This is a genomic window from Lactobacillus sp. S2-2, from assembly GCF_021698855.1.
GTDB lineage: Bacteria > Bacillota > Bacilli > Lactobacillales > Lactobacillaceae > Fructilactobacillus.
The window spans coordinates 1-26,857 of the sequence record NZ_WWFA01000013.1 but is presented as its reverse complement, the minus strand read 5'-3'; the positions used below and the strand labels follow the sequence as shown (position 1 = coordinate 26,857).

Here is a 26,857-nt window from a genome sequence, read left to right as displayed (position 1 = left end):
GAAATCAAAATATAAACCACCCCGTTTATTTGTCTCCAATTTTAGATTTGTTTTCCGGAGAAATTTTGGCTTATGAAATCAATGAACATCCAACCACTAAAACAGTAATTACATCTTTGAAAAAAGCAATTAAAAAAATACCCAGTTTAGAATATCGAACCACAATCCATAGTGATCGAGGAATTCAATATCAAAGTTTGGAATGGAATGTTTTATTGAAAGAAAATAAATTCTTTAAAAGCATGTCCCGTAAAGGGACATGTCTAGATAATGCTTCAATGGAATCGTTTTTTCATCTTATGAAAGCGGAAATGATGTTTAAAAAGTATCAAAGCAAAGAAGAACTAATTAGTGCAATGAAAGAATGGATTAGATATTATAATGAAGATAGAATTAAAACTAAATTAAAAGGCAAATCTCCGATTGAATATCGAAAATTTGCCTTAGCAAAAATATTAAATTAAGTTGTCCAACTTTTGGGGTTCACATCAAAGTAAAATTTTACTTCATGCTTTTTTATTTAATATTCAATTGAACGGCTTGCCATCCATTTAATCATTTCTGGATCATGGTGATCAAAGAATTGACTTTCATTACGGTTTAATTTAGTTATTTCTTGCATATCGTCATCTGATAATGAGAAATCTAAAACATCTAAATTTTGTGCCATACGATCAGCATTAACTGATTTAGATAATGGAATAATATTTCTTTGATTTAACCATCTTAAGATAACTTGAGCAATTGATTTATTGTATTTATCTCCAATTTTTTGAAGTAATTCATTTTTAAATAAATCATGTTTACCTTCTGCAAATGGAGCCCATGCTTCAACTTGAACACCATATTCTTGTAGGTATTTAACTTTTTCTTCGTTTTGTTCAAATGGGCTAACTTCAATTTGATCAACCATGGGCTTGATTCGACTAAATTCAGCTAAGTTAGTAATTTGAGCAATATCGAAATTAGATACACCAATTGCTTTTAATTTACCTTCATCGTAAGCATTTTCCATTGCTTTCCATGCTCCAAAAACATCATTATAAGGTTGATGAATTAATAAGAGATCTAAATAATCTAATTGTAAACGACTAAGTGAATCATTAATTGCTTGATCAGCCTTTTCAGCTGACACATCTTCGACCCAAAGTTTTGAAGTGACAAATAAGTCTTCTCTAGTAACTAATCCTTGGTCAATTGCAGCTTTAATTCCTTCTCCAACTTCACGCTCATTACCATAACTGGCAGCTGTATCAATTAAACGATATCCAGTTTTTATGGCATCGATAACAGCTTGTTTAGTTGCTCCAGCTTCCTTAATTTGAAAAACACCAAATCCTAGTGCAGGTATTTTTGTTTTATTAACTAATTCTTTGTAGTCCATTATTTTTCCTCCTTATTATTTTCATAAGCCAATTTTTCATTTTCATATTTTAAAGTGTGACTGTCATAGTTATTAATTTTATAAGATAAATAATTAATTGTTTTTTGTCGTTCTTTAATTTCTTGTTCTAATAAATCTCGTTGTTCAATTAATAATGATTTACGAGTTTCATTAGTGTTGTTATCACTTCGATAAAGATCAACAAATTCAATTAATGATTCAATTGTCATACCAGCATTTCTTAAGACTTGAATATAAAAAACCCAATTCTTATCTGTTTCGGAATATTCTCGATAGCCACTAGAATTCCTTTTTATTTTAGGTAATAAACCAATTCTTTCCCAGTATCTTAAAGTGTCTTTAGACAAATTAAATTCTTTACTTATCGCATTAATATTCAAACTAATCACTTCCTTATAAATTAGTATTGAGGACGGTCACCATCAGTTCCGGGACGATTAATTCCAACACTTTCATTAATTAAGAAACTTGGATTTTTAACAATTTTAAATATGACATCAGCGACACTTTTACGTGATACAGTAGTTCCCTTAAAGTCTTCACCTTTTTTAGTTAATTCATAATCAGTTTCATCATTATTAGTTAACCAAGATAGTCTTAAAGTAGTTTCATCTAGATCAGATTTTTTTAATAAGTTAGCAGAATCACGACCATATTGAACATGAACTCCTAGCATTTCAGCATTCCATCTACCAAATTCACCAGGTACTTCACCATAGATACCTAAATCATTGATAGAAACAATTCTTTTAACACCCTTTGTTTGCATAGCTTTAATAATATTTTTTGTTCTTTCAGTAGTAGCAGCAGCTCCGGTTGCATCAAAAATAAGATCTTGTCCATCCATTGCTGAAACGATTGAATCGTAATTATCTAAATCTCCTTCAATACTTTCAATATTAGATAATTTAGTTAAATCATCAACACGTTTAGTATCTCTTAAGAACAACTTAATATTAACATCCTTTGTATCTTCGTTATTAGTAACTTGTTCACTTACTAAACGAGCAATTGCACCATTTCCACCTAAAATTAACATATTCATAATTTGTTTCCTCCATTTGTTATTAACTTAATTTACAAAACATATCTTAAACTATGGAGTTAACTCCATAGCAAGAGATAATATTTATTTTTTTAGAAATTTTTTTAAATCATTAGAATTTTCGTATCTAAAACCGTTTTTTGATTTAGCTTGATTTTTTTTAGCCATTTGATCAATATATTTTTGTGATGAACTCATTGGGGTCGACATACTTGTAGTAAAGGGAATAATTGTTTTTCCTTTGAAATTATAATCATCAAATAAAGTATGAATAATCATTGGAGGTTGTTGCCACCAAGTGGGATAACCAATATAGATAGTTTTATATTTATTTATATTGGAAATTTTGTTTTTTTATTTTTGGATGAACTTGATCATCTAATTGTTTACGTGCCATTTTCACAGTTCCATCATAATTAGTGGGGAACTTATCAACTGGGGTAATTTCTTGAACTGGAGCATTAATTTGTTTACCTAGTGAATTAGTTGCGTTTTTAGTATTACCTGAAACAGAAAAATATAAAACTAATGATGAACTATTATCCTGAGTGTTTTTCTTAACAATCTTTGATTTGTTTTGATTTTTTTGTGCTGAATCATGATTATTAATTGAAAACATTAAACCACCTCTGATAATTAATATAGTTATTAATAAAATAAATTTTATTGATTTTTTCATAATTAAATTCCTCATTAAATATTATTTTTTATTAGTAGCTGGATAAATAACAAAAAGAACTATTATTAAAGTCAAAATTAATAGTAAAGTTTCTAGAATCATTGAATGTTGATATAAAATAGCTGGAGCTTTAATTCCAGAAGTTAAAACAACAATTAATGAAAGACCAACTGACGAACCAATTTGATGACTAGTATTGACAACTCCACTAGCAGCACCAGCAATTTCTGCATCAGTATTAGCAACACCATCAACAGTTAAACAACTTAAAGTTAATCCTTGACCAATTCCTAGTAGTACCATTGGAATTTCAATAGAAATCAAGTAGCCTTGGTTAACGCTGATAAAACTTGGAATAATAACTGCGATTAAAGAAACAGTAACTCCAAAAATTAAAGTATTAGTATTTCCAAATTTAGCCATAATGTTTGAGCTTTTCATTCCTGATAAAAATTGTGGAATAGACATTGGTATAAAAGCAATTCCAGCCAGTAAAGTAGAAAAATGAAGTACGTTTTGCATTGCTTGTGGAGTTAAGAACCAGTAAGCAAACATTGCACCCATAAAAATAAATCTGGCTAAGTAAGCACCACTTCTTTGGCGGTCGGCGAACAATTTAAGTGGTAATAATGGTTGTTTAACTTTCTTTTCAACTAAAATTAAACTAATGAATGAAATAATTGCAATAACTAAAGCAATTACATTTCCGCCTTCACCAACAATACTGTAAACTAGAGTAACCATTCCAATAATTGATAATAATGATCCTAAGTAATCAATTTTTCCATGAACAGTATCAGATTTTTTAATAAATTTAATTGCAAGAATTGCGACAATAATGGCAATTGGAACATTGATTAAAAATCCATCACGCCAAGAGAATGCTTCAGCAATCCAACCACCTATAACTAATCCGGCAATTCCACCAATTCCAGCAGTTGCTCCATAATAACCAATTGCTTTATTTCGCATTTCTCCTTGATAGTTATCCATAATTAAAGCAAGAGTTGAGGGAGCCAAAATTGATGAACCAATTCCTTGAAATGCTCGAGCGATAATAATGGATGTACTACTATCTGATAAGCCTACCGCTAATGAACCACCAGCAAAGATAATTAATCCACAGATAAAAATATTTTTACGTCCGAATAAATCACCAGCTCTTCCCATTGTTAAAAGTAAGCCAGCAAAAGTTAATGCATATGCATTAGAAACCCATGAAAGAGATCTAGCATCTAAGTTTAAATCATTAGCGATTTTTACGGTTCCGGTAAAAACAATTGAATTATCTAATAAAATTAAAAAATAGGTAAATAAAATAATTGGTAAAGTCATACCAAATTTTTGTTTCTTCATAAATATGTTCACTCCTTATAGTTAGATGTTTAAGACAAAAAATAATTCTAAACTATGGAGTTAACTTCAAGGCAAATAAATAAGCTAATTATTATAAATAAATTTTTTTTAATTGTATTATTAGTAAGTAGAAATATATTAAAAAAAAGAAGGTTTGGCTATGAAATATTTAGTTTTAGCAGCAAATGGTAAAGAAGGACAATTAGTCACAAATGAAGCAATTAATCGAAATCTAGATGTAACTGTAATGGTAAGAGGAGAAAATAAAACCGTCGCAAAAAATGTTATAAAAAAGGATTTATTTGATATTTCATATGATGATTTGAAACCTTTTGATGTAGTATTATCTTGTTTTGGATCAAGTAATTTTGATGATCATTTAAAGATAACGAAAAAATTATATCAATTATTAAAGAATACAAATAAAAGATTAATAATTAATGGTGGTGCTGGTAGTTTGTATGTTGATTCTAAGCATCAACAAAGAATGATGGATGTTAATGATTTTCCGGAAGCATATAAACCGATAGCTAATGGAATGGCCAAAGCATTAGATTATTTGAGAGATTGTGATGATTTTTTATGGACATATATTAGTCCAGCTCAATTATTTAATGCAACTGGAGAACGTAAAAATGATTACATTTTAGGCGGAGAACAACAGATTTATAATTCTAAAGGTGAAAGTGAAATTAGCTATGCCGATTTTGCAATTGCAATGATTGATGAAGCAACTAAAGGAAATCATTTGAAACAAAGGATTAGTGTAGTCGGAATTTAATAAATGGTTGATTAATTTGAAATTAGTGATAAAACGAAGATAGTAAATATTAATGATATGTTTTTTGAAAGGAAGCCTGTTTATGAATAATAGTGTTAAAGTTAGTATCTTTAAACCTTTATTAATAATATTAATAAGTCTTTCTACATTAATTGTGAGTTTTCAAACGGTAAATGCTGATTCGAGTATGAACCATATTAGTAATGATAAGACTTGGACTAATCGACTTGCAAAAAATGGATATGTATTTCAAATTGTTAATAATGGGAATAAATTTAAAAATGTTTTAATGAAAAATAATCCAAATAAAGTACCGGTTAAGTATTATAGTTCTAAATATGTTTCTTATTTATCTAAGAAAAATTTTGGATTTAAAATAAAAAATATATGGGAATATAAAAATAAAGTTCTTTATGAAATTATTAGTAAAAATAGTAAATATAAAGGATGGGTTAATTCTGAGAATCTTTATAATAAGAATTTAAATAATAAAGCGCTTAGTCAATTTTCGAAAAAGGAAGTTGATTTCACTAACAATATGTTAAGTATAAAAAAATTAGATAAAGAGCTTAATAAATTGAGTGGGCGTAATAAAAAAATTGCTAAAATTTCACTTAAAGAAGCCAAAAAATATAAATTAGATCAATCAGAAAAGAATTTTCCCGCATTATTTTTTGCAAATAATCCAATTACTTAATCAAAAGATCGTTTAAGCGGTCTTTTTTTATTTATGGTAATATAAAAAAGAATTTAAAATTCAAGGAGGTATTTCCATGAAACATAGAAAAATAACTTTATTACTATTAGGGACAGTTACTGCTTTTCTACTATTTATTGGTAATCAATCGACACAAGCTAAATATATTAACCATAATACTACGCCAACTGAGTTAAGAGGAACATGGCTAACTTACGATGGAAAACATGAAATTTTTGCAATGACAGTTAAAAAGAATTCTATTGATTTAGGAAGATTTAAATATACAAATGGTAAATTAAAACCACTAGATAAAATTAATTATTCAAGTAAAAACAAAAATTTAGATATTAAAAAATCAAAAAAACATTCATATACATTCTATAAAAATTTAAAAACTAAGTATTGGCTTTCCAACAAGAAAATTGGTGGTAAAAAAACAATGATTTCTTATTATAATAAGGGGAATTTCGTAGTTTGGACTAAAAATTTTGATGGTAAAAGTCATAATTTTAAATATAATAAGTCTGGATACAGCAAAAAAGTTGGTACAAAGGGAAATGCTAGTCATTTCATCGGATAAAAAAAGTAGCTATTTTATAGCTACTCTTTTTTTATTCTTATTATTTAATTGCAGGTAATTGAATGGTTGTTTTACCATCAATAACTTGTAAGAAAAGTAAAACAAAGCGATTAAGTTGTTGATCAACTTTATTTAAATCAGAAGATTTCATTTCATCGAATGATTTTAATGATTGTTTAAGTTGTTTATTTTGTGCCTTAACTGATGTAATTCCAGTTTGGCTCATTCCTTTTTTCATAGTAATTTTAAATTGCTTTTTAAATTCTTTTTTAAATTGTTTTTTGTCAGTACTTGAGTTAAGTCCATCTAATAAACCTTGTTTAGCATCTTTACCATCGCTAGTTTCTGGTTTGTAGTCTTTAATAGCTGGGATAACATTTTCTTTAATTTTATCCATAAAACTGTATGTTTTATTTGAAATTTTATTGATTAGAACAGTTTGTTCTTTTTCAGGAGACACTTTTTTAGCATCAGTGTTGATTGCACTGAAATAAAATAATGGGAAAAGTAATGCTAATACAATAATTGATTTACTAAAAATTCTTTTTGAGTTCATATGTAGTCCTTCTTTCGAATATTTGAATGTATACAATAGATAAAAATGAAATGTTTATTTGTATTTTTTTATATAAATCATCTCCTGGCTGTTTTTGTTAATGTTATTCAAATAATTTTAATTTATCAATGTTATTTGTGTCTACTTATCGTAGACATGGATATAAACGTTGATATAATAACTTTTTATTAATGAAATGATTTTGGTTGTTTTTATAATTTTACTGAATATTGTTTAAGTATTACATATTTACAAAAAACTATTTTTATTTAAAGTCGCTGTTATTCTTTTGTAATTTTCTGTATGGCATAATATGAAACATCGAATGAAAGACATCTAAATTTTACGGAAATAACTAGGAGGAATTTATTATTTTAAAATCAAAAAGTATTAAATCAGTAATTACATTAGGAACAGCTGCATTAGGATTATTCTTAGTAAGTGCAAATGCAGAAGCATCAACAAACCAAGTAACAGTTAAATCAGGAGATACAGTTGCAAAGATTGCTAATGCAAATAATGTTTCAATTGATTCAATTAAAAATGCCAACAATTTAAAAGATATCAACGTAATTTATGTGGGAGAACAATTAAACTTAACTAGTGAAGCTAGTCAAGCACAACCAAGTCAAAATGTTCAATCACAAAATACGCAACAAACTAACCAAGTTCAATCAAATCAAACACAAACAAATTATTCATCAAATGTATCTGGATCAGATAGTTCAGCTAAAGCATGGATTGCAAACCGTGAATCAGGTGGATCATATTCAGCCAGAAATGGACAATATGCAGGTAAGTATCAATTATCATCATCATACTTAAATGGTGACTATTCAGCAGCTAACCAAGAAAAAGTTGCAGATAATTATGTAAATAGTCGTTATGGATCATGGAGTGCAGCTAAGTCATTCTGGCAAGCTAATGGTTGGTATTAATAAAAAAGTCTTGTTATAAAACAAGACTTTTTTTATTGATTAAATATAAGTGTCATCTATTTTTATTTAATAAGTGTGTTACAATTAACTCGTTCTAACAAAAAAGGGGTAGGGACTTATGCGTAAAGTGTCAGTGGAACGGAATGTGAACACTGAACGAAAATCAATGATTGCGATATTTGTCCCGCATTCGCCACTAGGATATTAATTAACATGTACATATATAATAGTGGCAGCTTCTTAAAAAAAGGAGATGTCAATATGAATACATTAGAACGTTACGGTGTTAAAAGTCTGACAACTAACGGAGTTACTCTGTTAGGAATATTGTTAGCAATCGAACTGATTTTAAAAAGATTTACAATTGGTCCAGATGTTGTAAAGGTTAGTTTGGTTTTTGTTGTAACAACTTTAATTGCCTATTGGTTTGGTCCGATGTGGTCAGTTATTATTGCAGCAATTGGTGATATATTAGGAACAGCATTGTCTGGTCAACCAATTTTTATCGGATTTACTTTATCGGCAATAGTTGGTGCTTTGATTTATAGTTTGGCTTTTTATAATAAAGAGTCAATTTCATTAACTAGAATTATTATTACTAGTTGTATAATTGCTATTTTAGTTAATCTATTTATGAATACATTGTGGATTAAGATGCTTTATAATGTTGATTTTTGGGCTTATTTTAATGTTAGATTAGTTAAAAATTTAATTACTACACCAATTCAAATTATTGTAATTTATTTAGTTTTAAATTACTTACCAATTAAAAATATAAAACAAAAAATATTTAAATAATAAAAAAGCTGCCATATATATGGTAGCTTTTTTAGTTTGCTTGAATTTTTCCTAATGAAAATCTGGCTAATGGTCCAACAATTAATAGTTGTAATGGAAGTGCAGCGATTAAATTAAAAATCCAAGTTTTTCCATATAATTGGAAAAAACTAGTGTTTGCATCTCCACCTTCAACAATAATTCCGAATAGTGACATACAAGTAACCATTCCAAGAACCATCATTACTGAAATTGTAATTCCAATAACAATTGGTTTGTATTCGATATCTTTATTAAAGATAAAGGTAAAAGCAATTTTTTTAACAATTGGACCAATCAGAAATAAATCTAACAATACAGCAACTAATAATCCTAATGGATAACCAACTAATACGTCTATTAAAAGATGACTATTAAATCCTTCAGCTTTTGTAATATTGTAAAATGTCATTCCAAAAACCATTAAACCAGCCATAATAGCAGTAAAAAATAATTCTTCTTTTAAATTTTTTGGCATATAATCTCTCCTTTGGCAATGAAATTATCGTACCATATTTAAAATTTTCTCGTAAGTAAAATTTTATAAATAAAAGATTAAATCACTGTTTAAGATATTTTTTTAAAGTTTCTTTTACATTTGATAAATCTTTATCATTTAAAGCAGGAATAATTTCATTAATTGTGGAGATATCTAAATCCCACCATTTTAATTGTTCTAAAAATTCAATAAAGTCATCATCAAAGCGTTTTCTAATTTTTGTAGCTGGATTTCCAGCTACAATAGTATATGGTGGAATATCGCTTCCAACAACACTATTCATTCCAATAATTGCGCCATCTCCAATTGTTACACCTGGAAGGATTGTTACATTCTGACCAATCCAAACATCATTTCCAACAACTGTATCTCCTTTAATATTCATTTCTGTAAGTGGAGGTACATTTTGATCCCAACCATTTAAAATATAGAAGGGAAAAGTAGAAACAGAATTCATTTTATGATTTGCTCCATTCATAATGAAATTAACTCCTACAGCAATTTGGCAGAATTTACCAATTATTAATTTGTTATTATAAAAATCATAATGATGAGTTACATGTTCTTCAAAATTTTGTCCACTGAAATAAGAAAAATCACCAACGATAATATTTTTATTTTTGATTGTAGGTTTAATATAGGTTACGCTATCAATTCCATCAACTGGAAATTCTTCATTAGGATTGGGGAAAATATTTTTTGTCATAGATTATTACCTCGTTTCAAATTATTTATTTCAAAGTTATCATAATGGAATATTGATTTTATATATAGTACTCTGAAATTAAATTAAAAAATAAAAGTGAGGAGTTAATTTATGACTTCAGTAATGTGGTTTAGAAGAGATTTACGTTTGGAAGATAATACAGCTTTATATAATGCAATGCAAAGTAGTAATGATTTAATTTGTGTTTTTCATATTAATCCAGAACAATTAGAAGCAACACCTACTTTAAATCAAAGTACATTTTTTAAAAGTGTTCAACAATTAAAGTTAGAATTAGCCGAACATAATATTGCATTGAATATTTTATATGGTGATATTTATGATGCATTTCGTGAATTAAAAAATAAATTATCAAAAGCTGATGGCATTTATTTTAACTTTGATGAAAATGGCTTTGGAAGATCAAGAGATCAAGAAATGGCTCAGTTTTTGGAGCAAGACCTTAATTTTGATGTACATCCATATTCAGATCATTATTTACATGGAGCAAAAGAAATTAAAAAAAATGATGGTTCTGGATATAAAGTATTTACTCCATATTATCGACAATGGGTTAAATTAGAGAAAAGAAAACCTCTTTCATATGAGATTGAATCAAATAAATTTCGTTCTGAAACGTTGATTGATTATAGCGATAAGCTTTCTGAATTAATTCATCAAGATGAGGTTTTAAATCAAATTAAAGTTGGAGCTAATAATGCACAAATTAGATTAAATGATTTTGTTCATTATCATTTAAAGGATTATGAACGAATGCGAGATATTCCAAGTGTTAATGGAACAAGTCGATTATCACAATTTTTGCGTACGGGCGAAATTTCTATTCGACAAGTATATCAAAAAGTAATAAATCAACCAGATTCAGATGGTAAAAAAACGTTTATTCAAGAATTATGTTGGCGTGATTTTTACAATATGATTTATACGATGTATCCAAATCAAAAGGAAGTTTCAATTAAAGAAGATTTTCAACAAATTAAATGGGATAACAATGAAGAAAACTTTAAAGCATGGAAAAATGGAGAAACCGGATTTCCAATCGTTGATGCTGCGATGCATCAATTAAATCAAACTGGTTGGATGCATAATCGTTTAAGAATGATTGTTGCTTCATTTCTAGTTAAAGATTTATTAATTGATTGGCGATGGGGTGAACAATATTTTCATGAAAAATTAGTTGATTATGATCCGGCAAGTAATATTGGTGGATGGCAATGGTCTGCTTCAACAGGGACTGATAGTGTTCCTTATTTTCGAATTTTTAATCCAACTTTACAATCACAAAGATTTGATAAAAATGGAGATTTTATTAAACAATATTTGCCTCAATTAAGCAGAATTAATAATCAAAAAATTCACGAACCACAAACTTTAAATATTGCAGAACAGCAAAAATTTGGAATTAAAATAGGTAGTGATTATCCATTACCAATTATTAATCATAAAGAAGCTCGAAAGAGAGTTCTAGATGTTTATAAAACAAGTAAAGAATCTTTAAAAAACTAGGGTTAATTTACCCTAGTTTTATTTATTTATAATTGTTATATTATTAAATGTTTAAGAATTTAAAGAAAAGAGTGGTTTTTTGAATCTTGTAATTGCAATATTACCTTCGTTATTATTTGGAATGTGTCCTATTTTAGCTACTAAGCTAGGTGGAAAGCCGATTAATCAAGTACTTGGTTCTTCATTAGGTCAGGCAATTCTAGGGATTATTGTTTATTTAATTGTTCGACCTAATATTTCGATTAATGATTTTTTCTGGTGTTTTGTGGGTGGATTTGTTTGGGCAATTGCACAATTAACTCAATTTATGTCCTTTGAAAAAATGAATGTATCAACTGCGATGCCACTTTCGACAGGACTTCAATTAATTGAAATTCCTTTAGCTGGAGTAATCTTTTGGGGTGATTGGGGTAGTTCACATGCTAAAATAATTGGGTTCTTAAGTATCTTATTATTAATTTGTGGAATTGTTTTAACTAGTTTAAGAGATAAAACCAAAAAAGATAATCAAAAAATGGATTATAAATCAGGATTAATATTAACAATTATTGGTTCAATTGGATTTGCCTTTTGTAATGTGGCACCCAAAATTTCAAATACTGATGGAATTGCTGGAGTATTACCTATGATGCTTGGAATGGGTTGTGGAGGAATATTTTTAGGAATTGTTATGAGGAAAAGATCAACTAAGAATCCTTTGACTGATATTTTAACAATCAAAAATATGATTGTTGGATTATTCGGTGGATTAGGATTCGTATGTTACTTAATTTCATTAAGTTTAAATGGACCTGCAACAGCATTCCCATTAACTCAAATGAATGTAGTTGTTTCTACAATTGGTGGGATTTTAATTTTAAAAGAAACAAAAACAAAAAAAGAATTAGTTTATTCATTTATGGGATTAATCTTAATTGTTATTGCAGCATTTATGATTGGAAGTAATTAAAAAGCACATTAATATGTGCTTTTTTTATTTTTAAATTTATATACTAATAGTCCAATAACTAAACCTATTAATGCAGGGATTACCCAATCCATACCAATATCAGCAAATGGTAGATATGTCGTTTGTAGATTAAGAATAGTTTGAACAAAATTATTTTGTGTAATTACAGAAGGGCATGCTTTAAGCATGTCTAATAATGCAGGGAATAATGTAAATAGCACAACTGAAATATAAACTGATGAATCTTTTTTGAATAAAGGAGAGCAAACGGACAAAAGAATTAAGACCATTGCAAAAGGATATAAAAACATTAGTACTGGAAGTGACCAAGCAATTATTTTTTCTAAACCAAAATTGGCTGCTAAAAATGAAGTTAAGCACATTAAAGTTAACCAAGTACGATAGCTGAAGAATTTAAAATGATGATAAAAATCTTGAGCAAATGCGGCAACTAAACCAACTGCTGTTGTTAAACAGGTTAGTGTTAACAGAGTTGCTAATAATGCTGGACCAACATTTCCCATAAAAGTTTTCATGATTTGATTGAATGCAATTCCACCATCATTAGATAATTTAAATTGGTTCAGACTAGTCGCTCCTAACCAGATTAAGATTAAGTAAATAATTCCAATTAATCCAGTTGCTAAAAAACCTGATTTTGCGGTTACTTTAGCATTACTTTTTGGATTAGTTTTTCCTAACTGATTAACTGCTGTGACAACAGTAACTCCAAATGCAAGTCCAGCTAAGGCGTCCATTGTATTGTATCCTTCAAGAAAGCCATGGAAAAAACTACTATGTTGATATAAATCAGTTACATTTTGTTGATTAGCATGACCTAAAGGTGACATGAAAGCAAAAATAAATACTAAGAATAATAGGATTAGAAACAAAGGATTTAATAATTTTCCAACACTTTTCATAATATTAGTTTCTTTGTATGACAGTAAAAATGCACATAAGAAGAAAATACCAGAAAAAATGAGTAGTCCAACATGAGTGTAATTTTTAGGTAAAAGTGGTTCGATACCAACTGAGAAAGCGACAGTTGCAGTTCTAGGAGTTCCAAAAAAAGGACCAATGGTGGCATGGATTAAAACCATAAATGTTAAAGCGAATGGTTTACCTAATGGCAATCCAATATCAAAAACACCTTTTGATTTAGTAATACTAATTGCTAAAACTGATAATAAAGGTAGTACAACGGCAGTTACTAAGAATCCAAGTGCTGCAATGAACCAATTTGAACCAGATAATTGACCTAAGTGAAGTGGAAAAATTAAGTTTCCAGCTCCAAAAAATAGTGCAAAAAGTAAGGAACTAATTAATAAGTAATCCTTGATGGTTAGTGGATTGGGATTTCTATCTTGTAATTCATCCATTAAAAATAACCTCCAAAGTTTTATAATTTTAATATTAATTGGTAATAAAAAACGCCCTTGATCAAAAGACCAAGGGCGTCCAAAACGCGGTACCACCTTAATTCGTTGATATAACATCAACCTAAAAAACGTACAATCATACGTCGGTGCTGTAATGGGCACTCCCAATGTACATTAATTAAAATTCGGTACATAGCTTAAAAGTGATTTTCATAATTAATTATTTACTTCCTTTCACCTAACGAAGCTCGCTTAAAATAATTAAATTATTACTCTTCTTTATCATAGCAATTAAATATATTAGGAATATAGTATATTGTTTTATTAATTAAGTCAATTATTTTTATTTTTGACTAATTAGTCAAAAATAGTTATATTTAATGTATGGGAAGAAATAAAAAATATCAACAAGTAGATGTCATTGAAAAAATGACTGATTTATTTATTCAAAAAGGTTATACAGCAGCTTCTTTAGATGATTTAGTAAAAGTGACAGGAATGTTACGTGGTAGTTTATATAGTGCTTTTGGTAGTAAGCAAAAAATGTTTATTTTAGCACTGCAGAATTGTTTAAAGAATAGTCAAACTTCTGATAAAACATTAGGGATGATAGTTATTTCTATGATGGAATTAAGTAATAAGAGTGAGCAAATAAAACAAATTATAAAGGATTGGTATAAAAAGAATAAAGGTCAATTTATTGAAAATTTAATTGGTTCATATCTTATCAAAAAAGCAAAAATTAGTGGGGATGGAATTTAATGGCAAATAATATAAAAATAACTAAACAAAACTTAATCGTTGAACCTAAAGGATTAGATAAACTCTGGTCATTAAAAACTAAAATAGTAGTACCAGTTAATCATGTGATGGGTGCAACCATTGATAATGGAATTGTGAGTGATGGGACAGGAACTAAGATGCCTGGTACTAAAGGATTTAATAAGATTGCTGGAACTTTTGTTAAAGATCATAAAAAAAGTTTTTGGAATATTAATTTAAAAGAAAAAATATTGGTTATTCAATTGAAAGATGAAAAATATACTAGATTAATTTTAGGTGTTAATAATAATTTTGATGAAAGTGAATTAAATAACTTATAAAAAAGCTTCGTATATATATACGAAGCTTTTTTCTTTAGAAATTTGCATTAGATAATTTCATCAATTCTGGACCCTTATTTGGCATTAGATAACCAATACCCTTTTTTGTGAATCCTAGTCCTTCAAATTCTCTTTTTTGATTTGTAATAACAGTTCTAATATCTTTTTTTCTTAACTTTCCAAGTCTTTTAATTGGAATTCTAGATACTCCACTATCAGAAATTAAATATAAATTATTGTTCTTTGGGTTATAGCTAATGGATTGAGCTGTAGCTCCTGGAGCTCGTCTAATTCCTTGCATAATTATTTTAAATTTAACACTTTTATTAGTTATTTTACCCTTATACAATTTGACTGTTTTTTTAGGAATTGGGCCACCAGATGAGTATGAATAATAATAAGCATTTCCTTTTTTATCAAAAGTTAAATTGGCACCCATTGGGGTGAAAGCATTTAGTCTAAAATTAATTTTATTTTTTGGCTTTAGAGTTTTCATATCAAGTCTTTGGATAGTTGCATTGATTTTATTTTTCGTGATAAACCACATTTGTTTACTTTTCGGATTATATGCCATTGATTGACCATGACCAATTCTTTTAGTAGGTCCAACTTTGATACACTTCATAATTTCATTATCTAAATCTGAAGTTTTATTGTTTTTGAAATTATAGGTTGCTTTTCTAAAAATAGACATTGTACCTTGATTTGTTACACCGAGTAATTTTAATTTACTTAAATTATATCTAGCAACAAATCCGTAATTAGATCCCCCTTTAAGGGTGTACATAATGTAGGCATATTTTCCAACAATCTGAATACTTTGCGGATTACCAAAGTTTTTCTTTTTACTGTAATTAACGGGTAAAAAGTATTCTGTTTTAAAATTGATTTTTTTACTATTACCACGTATTTTTACAAGCTCATCTGGATAATCTTGAAAAATACTTTTAGAGTAATCGAAAGTTTTATGATATTTATAACGTTTTTTTGCATAGTTTTTATTATACAAAATTCTATAATGATTAACGTTATAAGGAGTTAATGCAATTTTTCTTTGTGTTTTTCCAAGAGGCTTTATTGTAAAAAGAAGGCAAACTAATATAGTAAATGATGTAAATAAAAAAAACTTTTTTGATTTTTCCAATGTTAATGTCCTTATCTAATATTTTATATATTAATATTTTAACTCTTTTTTATTAAAATACTTACACAGAGGCTTAAAAAAGGAATTGAAACGATTAAAATAAAATCAAAACTATTACATAAAAAGAAAGATAGTCGTTCATATTTAGTTATGTTTTTATACTTGATGTGATGGTTTCTGCCATGAAAAATTGTGTTTTACAAATCTTTTTGCTATGATTTATAAAATCAAACGATTAAAATAAATTGTAATTAGTGATAAGTTTTTTTAAAAATTTAGATATTACTTAATTTAGTTTAATTTAAAAGAAAGTAGGCGATTTTTATGTCCATGATTAAATTTAAAAATGTTGAAAAATATTATGGTGAATATCATGCACTAAATAATATCAACTTAGAAGTGAATAAAGGTGAAGTTGTTGTTGTCCTTGGCCCATCTGGTTCAGGTAAAAGTACCTTGATTCGTACAATTAATGGATTAGAAGATTTTTCTTCCGGTCAATTAGTTGTTAATGGATTTGATTTAGCTGATAAAAAAACTGACATTAATAAAATTAGAAAAGATGTTGGAATGGTATTTCAACACTTTAATTTATATGATAATAAAACAGTTTTAGAAAATATTATGCTAGCACCACGCCTTGTTTTAAAACGCGATGAAAAAGAAAATAAAGAGACAGCCTTAGAATTTCTTGATATGGTTGGATTAAAAGATAAAATCAATGCAAAACCTAGTCAATTATCAGGTGGACAAAAGCAACGTGTAGCAATTGCCAGATCACTTGCGATGAAACCTAAAGTAATGTTATTTGATGAACCAACATCTGCACTTGATCCTGAAATGATTGATGATGTTTTAAATGTTATGAAGAAAATTGCCCAAACAACTGATATGACTATGGTAGTTGTTACTCATGAAATGGGATTTGCTCGTGAAGTTGCTGATCGTGTTGTTTTTATTGACCAAGGTACAATTATTGAAGATGATACAGCCGAAGAATTTTATAATAATCCTAAAGAAGAAAGAGCACGTAAATTCCTTAGCAAGATTATTGTTCACAAATAGGGGGAATCCAAATGGCAAAACTTTTAAAAAAAACATTGGGATTACTTGTATTAATGATGGCAGTTTTTACACTGACAAGTTGTGGACAAAGTAGTCAAACTAATGTTTATCAAAATAGCAAAGAGGCTAAAAAGATTGTTTGGGGAGTTAAATCTGATACTAAATTATTTGGATTAGTAAATATCAAGAATGGTAAAACTGAAGGATTTGATATTGATATTGCAAAGGCAATCACTAAAAAGATGTTTGGTAAAGATGCTAAAGCAGAATTTGTTGCAACAACTGCTAAAACTAAGGTTCCATTATTAAAAAATAATAGTATTGATGCAGTCGCTGCAACAATGACAATTACACCTGAACGTAAAAAAATTCTTGATTTTACTAAACCTTATTTTGGCGCTGGTCAATCAATTTTAGTTAAAAAAGGTAGTTCAATTAAAGGAATTAATGATTTAAATAAAAAGGGTACTCAAGTTATGGCTGTTAAGGGAACAACTGCCGTTGATAATATTCATAAGTATGCCCCTAAAGCAAAAGTATTAGAATTAGATGATTATGCTCAAGCTTTTTCTGCACTTAAATCAGGTCAAGGGATTGCTATGACAACTGATAATGGTATTTTATTTGGAATTGCCAAAGAAAATCCAAACTATCAAGTTGTAGGTGGTGCATTTACTAATGAACCTTATGGATTAGCTGTTGATAAGGGTCAAACTGAAATGCGTGATCATATGAATAAAGCCCTTGATGAAATTAAAGCTGATGGTACATATACTAAATTGGTTAAAAAATGGTTTGGTAGTATTCCAGGGTTTGATTTAAAGGAGGCTGAAGAATAATGATTCATGTTTTAGTTAATAATTGGCAAGTATTTTTAAGTGGATTTTTTAATACAGTTTTATGTAGTATTTTAGCTTTATTCTTTTCCTTAGTTATTGGTTCTGGATTTGCTATTATGGAAACTTTTCAAAATAAGTTTTTGAGTGGATTTGCTCGTGCTTATATTGAACTATTTAGAAATATTCCGTTACTTGTTATTACAATGTTTTTCTATGTTGTTTTTCCTCAGTATTTCTTTACTATATCTGGATTTGCTGCTGGAACAATAGGCCTAACCTTATATACATCATCATTTATTGCTGAAACTGTTCGTGCAGGAATTCAATCGATTGATATTGGTCAAATGGAAGGTGCAAGATCTAATGGATTAACTTATTGGCAAGCGATGAAAAATATTATTTTACCACAAGCTTTTGTTTTAGTTATTCCTCCTTTAGGGAATCAATTCGTTAACTTGATCAAAAATTCTTCTGTTTTAGCATTTGTAGCTGGTTTTGATTTAATGTATCAAGGAGACTCACTTGCTTCTCAAACTTTTGATACAATTAATACCTACTTGGTTGTTGGAGTATTATATTTGATTATAACTTTACCGCTTAGCTATTATATGAAGCATTTAGAAAATAAATTAAGTTAGAGGAGGTGGAAAAGAATGTCAATTTTAGCACAAGCTTTTTCTTGGATAAATCTTCGTTTCTTACTAGAAGGTTTATGGGTAACAATTGAAGTTTCTCTTATTTCAATTGTACTGAGTTTTATTATTGGATTGGTTTTTGGAATTATTCGTTATTCTAAAATTAAGTTTATTTCTGGAATTGTCGGTTTTATTATCGACATTATTCGTAATTTACCATTACTATTATTGTTCTTTTTCACCTACTTTGCTTTACCGCAAATTGGATTAAGAACCTCGCCAATGTCTGCCTCGATTATTGCATTAGTTGTTTTTGAATCAGCGATGCTTGCAGAAATTGTACGAAGTGGTATTTTGGCAGTTAATAAAGGTCAAATGGAAGGTGCAAGAGCTAATGGATTAACGTATTGGCAGGCAATGAGACATATTGTTATTCCGCAAGCTTTATTTAAAATGATTCCACCAATTGTTTCACAATTTATTTCTTTGATTAAAGATACTTCACTTGCAACAGTTATTTTATTACCTGAATTGTTATATCATGCACAAATTATTTACGGTCAAAATACTAATTATATGTTACCAATGTATTTGATTATAGCTGTAATGTATTTTGTAGTTTGTTTTGCATTATCAGTTGTTGCAAAAAAATTAGAAAAAAGATTTGGATAAAAATAAAAAACGTCTTGAAATTTAATTATTTCAAGACGTTTTTTATTTAGATAGTCAATGCAAGCAGTACTTTCTTTACTGATTCGTATAAAATAGTTAATACTAGAATAAAGGAGATGGATATATGACAATTGGTGATCAAATTAAAAAAATAAGAGAACAAAATAAATTAACACAAATTCAATTATCAAATAAATTAAATGTTTCAAGACAAAATATTTCAGGTTGGGAAAGGGGAAAGTACTATCCAGATATTTTAACATTATTAAAAATATCTGATGAATTTAATCTTACATTAGATGATTTGATTAGAGGAGATACAGAGATGGTTAATAAAATGAATAAATTTTTAACAAAAAAACGTAATTTTAAATGGGTTGTAGGAATTAGCTGTGTTTTGGTTGCAATTGTTGCTTATTTAGTACTTAATTTTCGAGGATTTTTTACATTTGGTCATTCATATCTAGCATATATTTTTGTTATTTTATTTCTTTTAGAACTGTGTATTGTTACATATACATTAATTTCATATATTAGAAATAAAAAATATAATATTAGTCTTGTTTTATCGATGTTGTTATTTTTAATACTTTATGTAATTCAATTTTTTTAAACAAAAAAGCATAAAATCTTTTTTAGATTTATGCTTTTTCTTATATTAATCTTTTTTAGCTAAAATGAAAACATATCTATTATTGATAGAACCACCGTTACCATCATTACCAATTATTTTTTCATTTAAATTATTTACAATTTGAATCCCAAGTTTGTAATTTGACATGGCAGCTCTTTTTTTAGCAGTATAACCTTGTTTAGCTAATTCTTTTTTGATGATTTTTACTTTAGTTGCAGTTGAAGCTTTTTTATTTTTATATAATTTACTTTGAATAGTAGGAAAGCTAATAATGTCACGATATCCTTCAGTGCTACCTTTTTCATAATCGGTATCATAATTTGCGACCGCAATTCTAGATAGTGTTAAATCAGGAGTGCTATTAGGAAATAGTTGCATAATTTCTCGGGATAATTTTTGACTTTTATGCGTTTTTAAATACTTAATATATTCGCTAGTGTTATTAAATTCATCAACCGTTGAATAAGGTAGCTGGGTATGATTGGGATTGTAACCTATTTGCATACTATTCACATCAATAAAACCATCGATATCTTTTTTACGTTGATCATTATTAGGTTTTCCAAAAACTCGATAGTATTGTTTATCTTTTCCATTATGTCTTATGGTAGTTGTATAAAATTGTGTCCAAGTCATACTTGGATAATCATTTAATTTAGCAATTTTTTTAGTATGCTTAGCGTTCCATAGATAAGTTGGCTTTTTGAAGTCTTTAAGATAAACTCTTAATCCATAAGGATGCCATTTGATTTTAACCATTTGATAACCATAAGGACTAAAACCTTGTTTTATGGAATTAAGCGGAACATATCCATTTTTATGGCCACTTCTGGTATAGATGTAGTAATAATATTTTATTTTTCCTTTATGATAAACTTTGACTTTTGATCCAATAAAGAATGTTTGTCCTTTTTGATTTTTTAAATTAAAGACTCTTTTGGTGAATGAATTATCTTTTTTAAGATTATCTAGATTGGTATTTGCGTTGTAAGCCCAAACATTTTTTGTAAGACTTCTAGTATGATAGGCATTTTCTTCAGAGTATTCTTGTCCAATAGCTGTGCCGTAAGTTTGAATCGTTTTAATTTTGTATGAAGCGGCGTCTGTAGTAATTTGTTGAATAAAACTAAAGAATAGTACAGCAGATAATGTAATAAGTGAATATTTAATAACTTTTTTCATAATGATCTCCTTTAGAAATTATCATTAGCTGTTCGATTATAATACTCACAGTAATAATGTGATTGTTCTAATTTTATTTTAGTAACACTAGTATTTTCTGGTTCTTCAATGAACATCATTTGCTTGTCATCTGTAATTGAAGCCGCAACTAAAGTCGCTGCTTTAATTGTAAATCCATGAGTAACTACAATGATATTATCATTTGGATATTTCTGTTCAGTATCTTCCATGAAATTTTTGACGCGATTCATCACATCTAAAAATGTTTCTCCACCAGCAATTTTTTGATAGGAAGGTAAGACATCATTAATGATATTATCAAAAACTTCTGGATGGTCATTTTGTAACTTTTGATTACTTTGACCGTCCCAATTACCATAAGAAATTTCTAGAATTCTTTCATCAAAATCTAATGGTAATTGTGCATTTTGATTAATAATATTGGCAGTATCAGTTGTTCGATTTAGAGGACTACAAATAATTCGATCAGCAAAGCTAATATCAAAATGATTAAATAAGTTTTGGGCTTGTTTTTGACCGATTTCATTTAAATTAGTAACTTCAGTATTGATTTGTCCTTGTTTTAAACCTTGAGCATTGGCACTAGTTTGACCATGGCGAATAAAATAAAAGTTTGTCATATAAAATCTCCTAATGTTGTTTTTCTTATTATGGCATATTTTTAAATAAATTAAAAAAAGATTAAGAAAATTGTTGCTTTATTTATTTTAGTCTGGTAAATTACTAGATAACAGAAAAAGGAGGTTTCAACATGATATTATTATTTAACAATTTAATGAGCCAATCCTCATCCTTGTCCATACATTCATCTATGTAGAGCAAGGTTGTTATTTAATGCTATCAAAGAAATCTAACGACTAAAAAATGACTCTCATAGGTGATTATCACTATGAGAGGATATTCATAAATACCAGAAAATTATCTGGATGGAAGACTCTCACAGTGTAACCTTGTGAGAGTCTTTTTTTATCCAATTTTCTGATTATATTTTAAGGGGAGTCAAAGATGACAGTATATAATTTTTCAGCAGGTCCAGCTACTTTACCAGATAAGGTAATTAAAGAGATTCAAAATAATTTACTATCAATTAATGAAAGTGGAATGAGTATCTTAGAAATTTCTCATCGTTCAAAAGATTTTGTTCAAATTTTAGAAGATGCAAAAAAAGATCTGAAAGATTTAATGCAAATTCCTGATAATTATAAAATTTTATTCTTTCAAGGAGGAGGAAGTGGTCAATTTGCAGCAGCACCAATGAATTTAGCTAATAAACATCAAAAAATTGCTTTGCTAGATAGTGGTTATTGGGCAAAAAAAGCTGAAAAAGAAGCAATGAACTTAGGGTTTAAAGTAGATCAAATAAAATCTGGAATTGATAGTAAATATTATCAATTACCACAAATTAACCAAACTTATTTAACTGGAGAATATGATTATTTACATATGACCGTTAATAATACAATTGAAGGAACCGCTTATCATGAAATTCCACAATTGAATGTTCCAATTGTGGGAGATATGTCATCTAATTTTTTAGCTCAAGAATATAATGTTTCAGATTTTGGGATGATTTTTGCCGGAGCACAAAAAAACGTTGGACCAGCTGGAGTCACAATTGTGATTGTACGTGAAGATTTAATTGATCAAGTCAAAGCCATTCCAAGTATTTTAAATTACAAATTATTTATTGAAAAAGATTCAATGTATAATACTTCACCAGTTTTTCCCATTTATGCTTGTGGATTAGTTTTAAAATGGTTGAAAAATGATATTGGTGGAATTAAGGAAATGGAAAAAATTAATCGTAAAAAAGCAACAATGTTATATGAATATCTTGATCAATCAAAATTATTTAATAATTATGTAAATAAAAATGATCGTTCATTAACTAATGTTACTTTTACAACTAATGATGATGAATTAAATCAATTATTTGTAAAACAAGCTGAACAAAAAGGATTAAAGAACTTAAAAGGTCATCGTAGTATTGGTGGAATGAGAGCTAGTTTATATAATGCAATGCCAATCGAAGGTGTCAAAGCATTAATTAAATTCTTACAAAAATTTGAAAATGAATATACTAAAGGAGAAATTAAAAGTGAAGAATATTAAAACATATAACGCAATTGCAGAAGCTGGATTAAAACAATTTAATGATAATTATCAAATTAATCAAACTGACAATGCTGATGGATATTTAATTCGTTCGGTTGATTTACATGAACATCAATTTCCAGAAAATTTAAAAGTGATTGCTCGTTGTGGGGCAGGATACAATAATATTCCATTAGATAAAGCTACAGAAAAAGGAATTGCAGTTTTTAATACTCCGGGAAGTAATGCTAATGCGGTTAAAGAAGCAGTGATTGGGCTAATGCTAGTATCAGCTAGAAATTTAATTGGAGCTGCAGAATATTCAGCTAATAATGGTGGAGGAGATATTTCTTTACGAACAGAAAAAGATAAGACTAAATTTAGCGGATCAGAATTACTAGGAAAAAAATTAGCTGTAATTGGAGCTGGTCATGTTGGATCATTAGTTGCTAATGCGGCTGAACAATTGGGAATGAAGGTTGATGCATTTGATCCTTATTTAGAACCAGATGCTGCATGGCAAATTTCAAATGAGATTAACCGAGCTACTGACTTAAATCAAGCTTTAAAAGATGCAGATTACGTAACGATTCATTTGCCTAAAAATAATGACACAATCGGTTTAATTAATGATAAAGAAATTAAAAAAATGAAAAAAGAAGCTGTTTTAATTAACTTTGCTCGAGGTGGAATTGTTGATGATCAAGCTGTAATTGATGCTTTAGATAAAAATCGATTGAAACAATACATTTCTGATTTTGGTAATGATATTTTACTTAATCGAGAAGATGTAATTGTAACTCCACATATTGGTGGATCAACACTTGAAGCAGAAGATAATGGTGCAATTAAAGGTGCTCATTCAATCATGCAATTTTTAGAATTAGGTGATACAACTAATTCAGTTAATTTACCTAATTTAAAATTACCATTTAATGCTAAAAATAGAATTACTTTAATTCATAAAAATATTCCAAATATGGTGGGTCAAATTACCAAATTATTGGCAGACTTGAAAATTAATATAGAGAATATGGGAAACGGTTCAAAAGATAAAATTGCCTATACTATCATTGATATTAATGATTTTAATGAACAAAAAAATCATTTGGAAGATAATTTAAATAAAATTGATGGAATGATTAAGGCTCGTATTATAAGTAAATAATTTTGTGAAGCAGGCTAATGAGCCTGTTTTTTATTTGGAATAATACCACTTGAAAAAAGGAACATTTGTTCGTATAATTTGAATTATAGATTATTAAATTAGAGGGATGAATTATGATGGAATATTTAACTTCTGAATACGATTATCAATTTGAAAAAAAGCGAGTCTTTTTTCTAATTGATTCTAAAAGCTTTTATGCCAGTGTCGAAAGTGTTGAACGTGGATTAAATCCCTTGAAATCTGTTCTAGTTGTTCTATCAGAAGCTGAAAATACAAATGGTGGATTAATCTTAGCTGCTTCTCCTCAAGCTAAAAAAAAGTATGGAATTAGTAATGTTTCAAGACAAAGAGATTTACCCGCAGCATCAGAATTAATTAAAGTGCCTCCAAGAATGAATTTGTATATTAAGCGTAATCTTCAAATAAACAATATTTATCGAACATTTACTGATGAAAATCATTTATTACCTTATTCAATTGATGAATCTATTTTAGATATGACTAAATCATGGCATTTGTTTGGCGATACACCATTAAGTGTTGCAAAAAGGATTCAAAAAGAAGTTCGAAAAAAAACAGGAATTTATTTAACAGTAGGAATTGGTGATTCTCCGGTTTTGGCTAAATTAGCGTTAGATTTAGAGGCTAAAAAAACTCATAATCTAATTGGAGTATTTCATTATTCTGATGTTCCCAAAAAATTATGGCCAATTAGCAATTTAAGTTCTGTTTGGAGCATTGGTAAAAAGACAGAATTAAAATTAAATAAAATGGGAATTAATTCTATTGGTGATTTAGCTCATACAAATCCTTACAAAATAAGAAGTGAAATGGGGATAATTGGTGAACAACTTTATGCATTATCATGGGGAGTCGATCGGACAGATTTAGCTGAAAAAGTGAAAACAAAAAGTAACTCCTACAGTAATTCTCAAGTTTTGCCCAAAGACTATACTGTAAAAGAAGAAATTGAAGTTGTAATTAAAGAAATGGCTGATCAAGTAGCTACGAGAATTAGGTCTCATCATAAGCAAACAACTTTGGTTAGTTTATATATCGGATTTTCATATGCAGCTATTGAAGAAAAAGAAGAATCAGGTTTCAAAAAACAATTAAGAATAACGCCAACAAATGATTCAAGAATGCTGATGAAAATTATGACTGATTTATTTGAAAAGTATTGGAATAACGAAGCAATTAGAAATATTGGAATTGATTATGGTGATTTAAGAAATGATAATTACAGTCAACTAAATTTATTTGAAACACCTAAACAAAATATAAAATCACAAAAAGTAAATCAAATTATTGATAAAGTACGACAAAAATTTGGCATTACTTCATTGATGAGAGGTGTTTCTTATTCAAAAGGAGGAACTGCAATTCAACGGTCTAATTTAGTTGGAGGACATAATGGAGGAAACAGCTATGAATGATGATTTTAAAAGAATAGTTACTAATTATTTTAAATATGATTATCGTGAACGAGGAAAAGTAAAATGGAATGGATTTTTTTTATCTGATCATACACAGTCTTTGCATAAAGATGAAGAAGAAAATAATTATAGTGAAATTAAATTAGAAAAAATGAGTTTATCAGAAATGAAAATGATATTAATGGATGCTTATTTAAATTATGAGAAAGTTTTAGTGCAACAAAATATTGAAAATATTGACCATCAATTAATGCGTAATATTAAAGGATCAGTTCAAGGATTTAGTGAAGATGGAGTTTACATTGATAAAATACATGTTTTATTAACGAATATGAGGTCAGTAAAAAATGAATCTAGAAGAATTAATAATTGATAAAGTTAATCAGTTATTTACGAAAAAAAGAAATACAATTTATCGATTAATTGTGGTCCATCAGATTTATTCTAAGCAAATAAATTTTTATTTTGAATTTTTTAAAATTGGTCATTCTATAAAATCAATTCCAATAAGAATGGTGAATGAATTAGATTTAATGGATGATTTAGATGAAATGTTAAAAGCTGTTTATAAAGCTACTAATATTACTATTATAAACAGATAAATAATTTTAGATACTATGCTTAGTATTATAATTTGTTTTATGTTAAAATATAACTGTTAAAATTTAGCGCAAGGTGGCGAGGATTAATGAAATCGTCTGATTTTTATAACCAAGTTAACGATGTTTGGATAAATAAAAATGAGGATCGTATGGATTACTTTAATAATCGTAACGCGGCAAAAGATTTTATCAGAATGTCCGCAACTTTAGTTGATTTAGATGAACTAAATCAATTGATTAGAGAACGTCAAAATCAATTATCGGACGATTTAAAAGACTTTTCTTAGAAAAGTCTTTTTTATATCAATTAGGAGCTGTTTTTTATGATAAAAATATTATTGTT

General features: G+C 28.1%; 34 protein-coding genes, 1 riboswitch and 1 other annotated feature. Of the genes, 21 read left to right on the top strand and 13 right to left on the bottom strand.

Translation table 11 applies throughout. The features are described 5' to 3' along the window. Nucleotides 1–464 (top strand): IS3 family transposase (locus tag GSH19_RS07175; RefSeq protein WP_237027424.1); only part of this gene is annotated, 464 nt, incomplete at its 5' end. 56 nt (nucleotides 465–520) lie between these two features. On the opposite strand, the gene GSH19_RS07170 is transcribed toward GSH19_RS07175, so the two are convergent. The 6 genes from GSH19_RS07170 to GSH19_RS07145 form a co-directional block, all read right to left on the bottom strand. Continuing rightward, nucleotides 521–1,384: an aldo/keto reductase gene (locus tag GSH19_RS07170; RefSeq protein WP_237027423.1), complete on the bottom strand. Its 864-nt coding sequence runs from the start codon at nucleotides 1,382–1,384 to the stop codon at nucleotides 521–523. Next, on the bottom strand, nucleotides 1,384–1,785 hold the full coding sequence (locus tag GSH19_RS07165; RefSeq protein ID WP_237027422.1) for a MerR family transcriptional regulator: 402 nt from the start codon (nucleotides 1,783–1,785) through the stop codon (nucleotides 1,384–1,386). Before GSH19_RS07165 ends, GSH19_RS07170 begins: the two co-directional genes overlap by 1 nt. A 20-nt stretch (nucleotides 1,786–1,805) precedes the next feature. After that, on the bottom strand, nucleotides 1,806–2,450 hold the full coding sequence (locus tag GSH19_RS07160) for an NAD(P)H-binding protein (protein ID WP_237027421.1): 645 nt from the start codon (nucleotides 2,448–2,450) through the stop codon (nucleotides 1,806–1,808). Between the two features lie 84 nt (nucleotides 2,451–2,534). Beyond that, on the bottom strand, nucleotides 2,535–2,729 hold the full coding sequence (locus GSH19_RS07155) for a hypothetical protein (RefSeq protein ID WP_237027420.1): 195 nt from the start codon (nucleotides 2,727–2,729) through the stop codon (nucleotides 2,535–2,537). A gap of 49 nt (nucleotides 2,730–2,778) precedes the next feature. Then, nucleotides 2,779–3,129 (bottom strand): hypothetical protein, encoded by a 351-nt coding sequence (locus tag GSH19_RS07150; protein WP_237027419.1) that lies wholly within the window; start codon nucleotides 3,127–3,129, stop codon nucleotides 2,779–2,781. Between the two features lie 21 nt (nucleotides 3,130–3,150). Further along, a complete protein-coding gene (locus GSH19_RS07145; RefSeq protein WP_237027418.1) occupies nucleotides 3,151–4,485 on the bottom strand; it encodes an MFS transporter in 1,335 nt (444 codons plus the stop codon). Between the two features lie 160 nt (nucleotides 4,486–4,645). Here GSH19_RS07145 and GSH19_RS07140 point away from each other — a divergent pair, with 160 nt between their 5' ends. The 3 genes from GSH19_RS07140 to GSH19_RS07130 all read left to right on the top strand — a co-directional run bounded on the left by GSH19_RS07140 (nucleotide 4,646) and on the right by GSH19_RS07130 (nucleotide 6,546). Beyond that, nucleotides 4,646–5,266, top strand: coding sequence for an NAD(P)-dependent oxidoreductase (locus GSH19_RS07140; protein WP_237027417.1), 621 nt, complete (start codon nucleotides 4,646–4,648; stop codon nucleotides 5,264–5,266). Between the two features lie 82 nt (nucleotides 5,267–5,348). Continuing rightward, nucleotides 5,349–5,963: a hypothetical protein gene (locus GSH19_RS07135; RefSeq protein WP_237027416.1), complete on the top strand. Its 615-nt coding sequence runs from the start codon at nucleotides 5,349–5,351 to the stop codon at nucleotides 5,961–5,963. Between the two features lie 76 nt (nucleotides 5,964–6,039). Continuing rightward, nucleotides 6,040–6,546: a hypothetical protein gene (locus GSH19_RS07130; RefSeq protein ID WP_237027415.1), complete on the top strand. Its 507-nt coding sequence runs from the start codon at nucleotides 6,040–6,042 to the stop codon at nucleotides 6,544–6,546. 40 nt (nucleotides 6,547–6,586) lie between these two features. Here the strand turns inward: GSH19_RS07130 and GSH19_RS07125 are convergent, their stop codons facing one another. Beyond that, a complete protein-coding gene (locus GSH19_RS07125; RefSeq protein WP_237027414.1) occupies nucleotides 6,587–7,102 on the bottom strand; it encodes a hypothetical protein in 516 nt (171 codons plus the stop codon). A gap of 371 nt (nucleotides 7,103–7,473) precedes the next feature. Between GSH19_RS07125 and GSH19_RS07120 the strand changes: the two genes are divergently transcribed. Together GSH19_RS07120 and GSH19_RS07115 are read left to right on the top strand one after the other, a co-directional pair. Beyond that, the gene (locus tag GSH19_RS07120; RefSeq protein WP_370636178.1) at nucleotides 7,474–8,040 is read left to right on the top strand and encodes a LysM domain-containing protein; all 567 of its coding nucleotides are present in this window, start codon (nucleotides 7,474–7,476) and stop codon (nucleotides 8,038–8,040) included. 102 nt (nucleotides 8,041–8,142) lie between these two features. Further along, a riboswitch (THF riboswitch) is annotated at nucleotides 8,143–8,238 on the top strand. A 63-nt stretch (nucleotides 8,239–8,301) separates the two neighbouring features. Further along, nucleotides 8,302–8,838 (top strand): folate family ECF transporter S component, encoded by a 537-nt coding sequence (locus GSH19_RS07115; protein WP_237027413.1) that lies wholly within the window; start codon nucleotides 8,302–8,304, stop codon nucleotides 8,836–8,838. 31 nt (nucleotides 8,839–8,869) lie between these two features. On the opposite strand, the gene GSH19_RS07110 is transcribed toward GSH19_RS07115, so the two are convergent. After that, a complete protein-coding gene (locus GSH19_RS07110) occupies nucleotides 8,870–9,334 on the bottom strand; it encodes a DUF2798 domain-containing protein (RefSeq protein WP_237027412.1) in 465 nt (154 codons plus the stop codon). A gap of 82 nt (nucleotides 9,335–9,416) precedes the next feature. After that, a complete protein-coding gene (locus GSH19_RS07105) occupies nucleotides 9,417–10,061 on the bottom strand; it encodes a CatB-related O-acetyltransferase (RefSeq protein WP_237027411.1) in 645 nt (214 codons plus the stop codon). Nucleotides 10,062–10,172: 111 nt separating this feature from the next. On the opposite strand from GSH19_RS07105, the gene GSH19_RS07100 reads away from it, so the two are divergent. After that, a complete protein-coding gene (locus GSH19_RS07100; RefSeq protein WP_237027410.1) occupies nucleotides 10,173–11,588 on the top strand; it encodes a deoxyribodipyrimidine photo-lyase in 1,416 nt (471 codons plus the stop codon). Nucleotides 11,589–11,667: 79 nt separating this feature from the next. Then, nucleotides 11,668–12,537 carry a GRP family sugar transporter gene (locus tag GSH19_RS07095; protein WP_237027409.1) on the top strand — a complete coding sequence of 290 codons (870 nt, stop codon included), beginning with the start codon at nucleotides 11,668–11,670 and terminating at the stop codon, nucleotides 12,535–12,537. Between the two features lie 8 nt (nucleotides 12,538–12,545). Here GSH19_RS07095 and brnQ read toward each other — a convergent pair whose 3' ends face one another. Beyond that, on the bottom strand, nucleotides 12,546–13,919 hold the full coding sequence (gene brnQ, locus GSH19_RS07090; protein WP_237027408.1) for a branched-chain amino acid transport system II carrier protein: 1,374 nt from the start codon (nucleotides 13,917–13,919) through the stop codon (nucleotides 12,546–12,548). A 68-nt stretch (nucleotides 13,920–13,987) separates the two neighbouring features. Next, nucleotides 13,988–14,214: a binding site (T-box leader), on the bottom strand. A gap of 89 nt (nucleotides 14,215–14,303) precedes the next feature. On the opposite strand from brnQ, the gene GSH19_RS07085 reads away from it, so the two are divergent. Continuing rightward, nucleotides 14,304–14,681, top strand: a complete 378-nt coding sequence (locus tag GSH19_RS07085; protein ID WP_237027407.1) for a TetR/AcrR family transcriptional regulator — start codon at nucleotides 14,304–14,306, stop codon at nucleotides 14,679–14,681. Further along, entirely contained in the window at nucleotides 14,681–15,022 is a 342-nt protein-coding gene (locus tag GSH19_RS07080; RefSeq protein ID WP_237027406.1) for a hypothetical protein, read from the top strand. Before GSH19_RS07085 ends, GSH19_RS07080 begins: the two co-directional genes overlap by 1 nt. A gap of 34 nt (nucleotides 15,023–15,056) precedes the next feature. On the opposite strand, the gene GSH19_RS07075 is transcribed toward GSH19_RS07080, so the two are convergent. Then, the gene (locus tag GSH19_RS07075) at nucleotides 15,057–16,031 is read right to left on the bottom strand and encodes a hypothetical protein (protein WP_237027405.1); all 975 of its coding nucleotides are present in this window, start codon (nucleotides 16,029–16,031) and stop codon (nucleotides 15,057–15,059) included. A 459-nt stretch (nucleotides 16,032–16,490) separates the two neighbouring features. Here GSH19_RS07075 and GSH19_RS07070 point away from each other — a divergent pair, with 459 nt between their 5' ends. From GSH19_RS07070 to GSH19_RS07050, 5 genes are all read left to right on the top strand, one after another. Beyond that, nucleotides 16,491–17,231 (top strand): amino acid ABC transporter ATP-binding protein, encoded by a 741-nt coding sequence (locus GSH19_RS07070; protein WP_305067599.1) that lies wholly within the window; start codon nucleotides 16,491–16,493, stop codon nucleotides 17,229–17,231. A gap of 11 nt (nucleotides 17,232–17,242) precedes the next feature. Continuing rightward, complete coding sequence (locus tag GSH19_RS07065) at nucleotides 17,243–18,070, top strand: transporter substrate-binding domain-containing protein (protein ID WP_237027404.1); 828 nt, start codon at nucleotides 17,243–17,245, stop codon at nucleotides 18,068–18,070. Beyond that, on the top strand, nucleotides 18,070–18,708 hold the full coding sequence (locus GSH19_RS07060) for an amino acid ABC transporter permease (RefSeq protein ID WP_237027403.1): 639 nt from the start codon (nucleotides 18,070–18,072) through the stop codon (nucleotides 18,706–18,708). Before GSH19_RS07065 ends, GSH19_RS07060 begins: the two co-directional genes overlap by 1 nt. A 15-nt stretch (nucleotides 18,709–18,723) precedes the next feature. After that, complete coding sequence (locus GSH19_RS07055; protein WP_237027402.1) at nucleotides 18,724–19,377, top strand: amino acid ABC transporter permease; 654 nt, start codon at nucleotides 18,724–18,726, stop codon at nucleotides 19,375–19,377. A gap of 124 nt (nucleotides 19,378–19,501) precedes the next feature. Next, on the top strand, nucleotides 19,502–19,990 hold the full coding sequence (locus tag GSH19_RS07050) for a helix-turn-helix domain-containing protein (protein WP_237027401.1): 489 nt from the start codon (nucleotides 19,502–19,504) through the stop codon (nucleotides 19,988–19,990). 45 nt (nucleotides 19,991–20,035) lie between these two features. Here GSH19_RS07050 and GSH19_RS07045 read toward each other — a convergent pair whose 3' ends face one another. Together GSH19_RS07045 and GSH19_RS07040 are read right to left on the bottom strand one after the other, a co-directional pair. Further along, nucleotides 20,036–21,193, bottom strand: coding sequence for a D-alanyl-D-alanine carboxypeptidase (locus GSH19_RS07045; protein ID WP_237027400.1), 1,158 nt, complete (start codon nucleotides 21,191–21,193; stop codon nucleotides 20,036–20,038). An 11-nt stretch (nucleotides 21,194–21,204) separates the two neighbouring features. Beyond that, a complete protein-coding gene (locus GSH19_RS07040; protein ID WP_237027399.1) occupies nucleotides 21,205–21,834 on the bottom strand; it encodes a histidine phosphatase family protein in 630 nt (209 codons plus the stop codon). Nucleotides 21,835–22,219: 385 nt separating this feature from the next. Here GSH19_RS07040 and serC point away from each other — a divergent pair, with 385 nt between their 5' ends. The 6 genes from serC to GSH19_RS07010 all read left to right on the top strand — a co-directional run bounded on the left by serC (nucleotide 22,220) and on the right by GSH19_RS07010 (nucleotide 26,801). Beyond that, nucleotides 22,220–23,326: a 3-phosphoserine/phosphohydroxythreonine transaminase gene (gene serC, locus GSH19_RS07035; protein ID WP_237027398.1), complete on the top strand. Its 1,107-nt coding sequence runs from the start codon at nucleotides 22,220–22,222 to the stop codon at nucleotides 23,324–23,326. After that, nucleotides 23,313–24,476, top strand: coding sequence for a phosphoglycerate dehydrogenase (locus GSH19_RS07030; protein WP_237027397.1), 1,164 nt, complete (start codon nucleotides 23,313–23,315; stop codon nucleotides 24,474–24,476). The genes serC and GSH19_RS07030 overlap by 14 nt, the downstream gene beginning before the upstream one ends. Nucleotides 24,477–24,589: 113 nt before the next feature. Next, nucleotides 24,590–25,912: a Y-family DNA polymerase gene (locus GSH19_RS07025; protein WP_237027396.1), complete on the top strand. Its 1,323-nt coding sequence runs from the start codon at nucleotides 24,590–24,592 to the stop codon at nucleotides 25,910–25,912. After that, entirely contained in the window at nucleotides 25,905–26,285 is a 381-nt protein-coding gene (locus tag GSH19_RS07020; protein ID WP_237027395.1) for a hypothetical protein, read from the top strand. The genes GSH19_RS07025 and GSH19_RS07020 overlap by 8 nt, the downstream gene beginning before the upstream one ends. After that, nucleotides 26,260–26,514, top strand: coding sequence for a hypothetical protein (locus GSH19_RS07015; RefSeq protein ID WP_237027394.1), 255 nt, complete (start codon nucleotides 26,260–26,262; stop codon nucleotides 26,512–26,514). Before GSH19_RS07020 ends, GSH19_RS07015 begins: the two co-directional genes overlap by 26 nt. 86 nt (nucleotides 26,515–26,600) lie before the next feature. Beyond that, the gene (locus tag GSH19_RS07010; RefSeq protein WP_237027393.1) at nucleotides 26,601–26,801 is read left to right on the top strand and encodes a hypothetical protein; all 201 of its coding nucleotides are present in this window, start codon (nucleotides 26,601–26,603) and stop codon (nucleotides 26,799–26,801) included. Nucleotides 26,802–26,857: the final 56 nt, after the last annotated feature.

What these genes read in the sequence shown, in the direction of transcription:
- GSH19_RS07170 (WP_237027423.1), bottom strand. Translation starts at nt 1,384, where the DNA reads ATGGACTACAAAGAATTAGTTAATAAAACAAAAATACCTGCACTAGGA.
- GSH19_RS07160 (WP_237027421.1), bottom strand. Translation starts at nt 2,450, where the DNA reads ATGAATATGTTAATTTTAGGTGGAAATGGTGCAATTGCTCGTTTAGTA.
- GSH19_RS07155 (WP_237027420.1), bottom strand. Translation starts at nt 2,729, where the DNA reads ATGATTATTCATACTTTATTTGATGATTATAATTTCAAAGGAAAAACA.
- GSH19_RS07150 (WP_237027419.1), bottom strand. Translation starts at nt 3,129, where the DNA reads ATGAAAAAATCAATAAAATTTATTTTATTAATAACTATATTAATTATC.
- GSH19_RS07145 (WP_237027418.1), bottom strand. Translation starts at nt 4,485, where the DNA reads ATGAAGAAACAAAAATTTGGTATGACTTTACCAATTATTTTATTTACC.
- GSH19_RS07140 (WP_237027417.1), top strand. Translation starts at nt 4,646, where the DNA reads ATGAAATATTTAGTTTTAGCAGCAAATGGTAAAGAAGGACAATTAGTC.
- GSH19_RS07135 (WP_237027416.1), top strand. Translation starts at nt 5,349, where the DNA reads ATGAATAATAGTGTTAAAGTTAGTATCTTTAAACCTTTATTAATAATA.
- GSH19_RS07130 (WP_237027415.1), top strand. Translation starts at nt 6,040, where the DNA reads ATGAAACATAGAAAAATAACTTTATTACTATTAGGGACAGTTACTGCT.
- GSH19_RS07125 (WP_237027414.1), bottom strand. Translation starts at nt 7,102, where the DNA reads ATGAACTCAAAAAGAATTTTTAGTAAATCAATTATTGTATTAGCATTA.
- GSH19_RS07115 (WP_237027413.1), top strand. Translation starts at nt 8,302, where the DNA reads ATGAATACATTAGAACGTTACGGTGTTAAAAGTCTGACAACTAACGGA.
- GSH19_RS07110 (WP_237027412.1), bottom strand. Translation starts at nt 9,334, where the DNA reads ATGCCAAAAAATTTAAAAGAAGAATTATTTTTTACTGCTATTATGGCT.
- GSH19_RS07105 (WP_237027411.1), bottom strand. Translation starts at nt 10,061, where the DNA reads ATGACAAAAAATATTTTCCCCAATCCTAATGAAGAATTTCCAGTTGAT.
- GSH19_RS07100 (WP_237027410.1), top strand. Translation starts at nt 10,173, where the DNA reads ATGACTTCAGTAATGTGGTTTAGAAGAGATTTACGTTTGGAAGATAAT.
- brnQ (WP_237027408.1), bottom strand. Translation starts at nt 13,919, where the DNA reads ATGGATGAATTACAAGATAGAAATCCCAATCCACTAACCATCAAGGAT.
- GSH19_RS07085 (WP_237027407.1), top strand. Translation starts at nt 14,304, where the DNA reads ATGGGAAGAAATAAAAAATATCAACAAGTAGATGTCATTGAAAAAATG.
- GSH19_RS07080 (WP_237027406.1), top strand. Translation starts at nt 14,681, where the DNA reads ATGGCAAATAATATAAAAATAACTAAACAAAACTTAATCGTTGAACCT.
- GSH19_RS07070 (WP_305067599.1), top strand. Translation starts at nt 16,491, where the DNA reads ATGTCCATGATTAAATTTAAAAATGTTGAAAAATATTATGGTGAATAT.
- GSH19_RS07065 (WP_237027404.1), top strand. Translation starts at nt 17,243, where the DNA reads ATGGCAAAACTTTTAAAAAAAACATTGGGATTACTTGTATTAATGATG.
- GSH19_RS07060 (WP_237027403.1), top strand. Translation starts at nt 18,070, where the DNA reads ATGATTCATGTTTTAGTTAATAATTGGCAAGTATTTTTAAGTGGATTT.
- GSH19_RS07055 (WP_237027402.1), top strand. Translation starts at nt 18,724, where the DNA reads ATGTCAATTTTAGCACAAGCTTTTTCTTGGATAAATCTTCGTTTCTTA.
- GSH19_RS07050 (WP_237027401.1), top strand. Translation starts at nt 19,502, where the DNA reads ATGACAATTGGTGATCAAATTAAAAAAATAAGAGAACAAAATAAATTA.
- GSH19_RS07045 (WP_237027400.1), bottom strand. Translation starts at nt 21,193, where the DNA reads ATGAAAAAAGTTATTAAATATTCACTTATTACATTATCTGCTGTACTA.
- GSH19_RS07040 (WP_237027399.1), bottom strand. Translation starts at nt 21,834, where the DNA reads ATGACAAACTTTTATTTTATTCGCCATGGTCAAACTAGTGCCAATGCT.
- serC (WP_237027398.1), top strand. Translation starts at nt 22,220, where the DNA reads ATGACAGTATATAATTTTTCAGCAGGTCCAGCTACTTTACCAGATAAG.
- GSH19_RS07025 (WP_237027396.1), top strand. Translation starts at nt 24,590, where the DNA reads ATGATGGAATATTTAACTTCTGAATACGATTATCAATTTGAAAAAAAG.
- GSH19_RS07020 (WP_237027395.1), top strand. Translation starts at nt 25,905, where the DNA reads ATGAATGATGATTTTAAAAGAATAGTTACTAATTATTTTAAATATGAT.
- GSH19_RS07015 (WP_237027394.1), top strand. Translation starts at nt 26,260, where the DNA reads ATGAATCTAGAAGAATTAATAATTGATAAAGTTAATCAGTTATTTACG.
- GSH19_RS07010 (WP_237027393.1), top strand. Translation starts at nt 26,601, where the DNA reads ATGAAATCGTCTGATTTTTATAACCAAGTTAACGATGTTTGGATAAAT.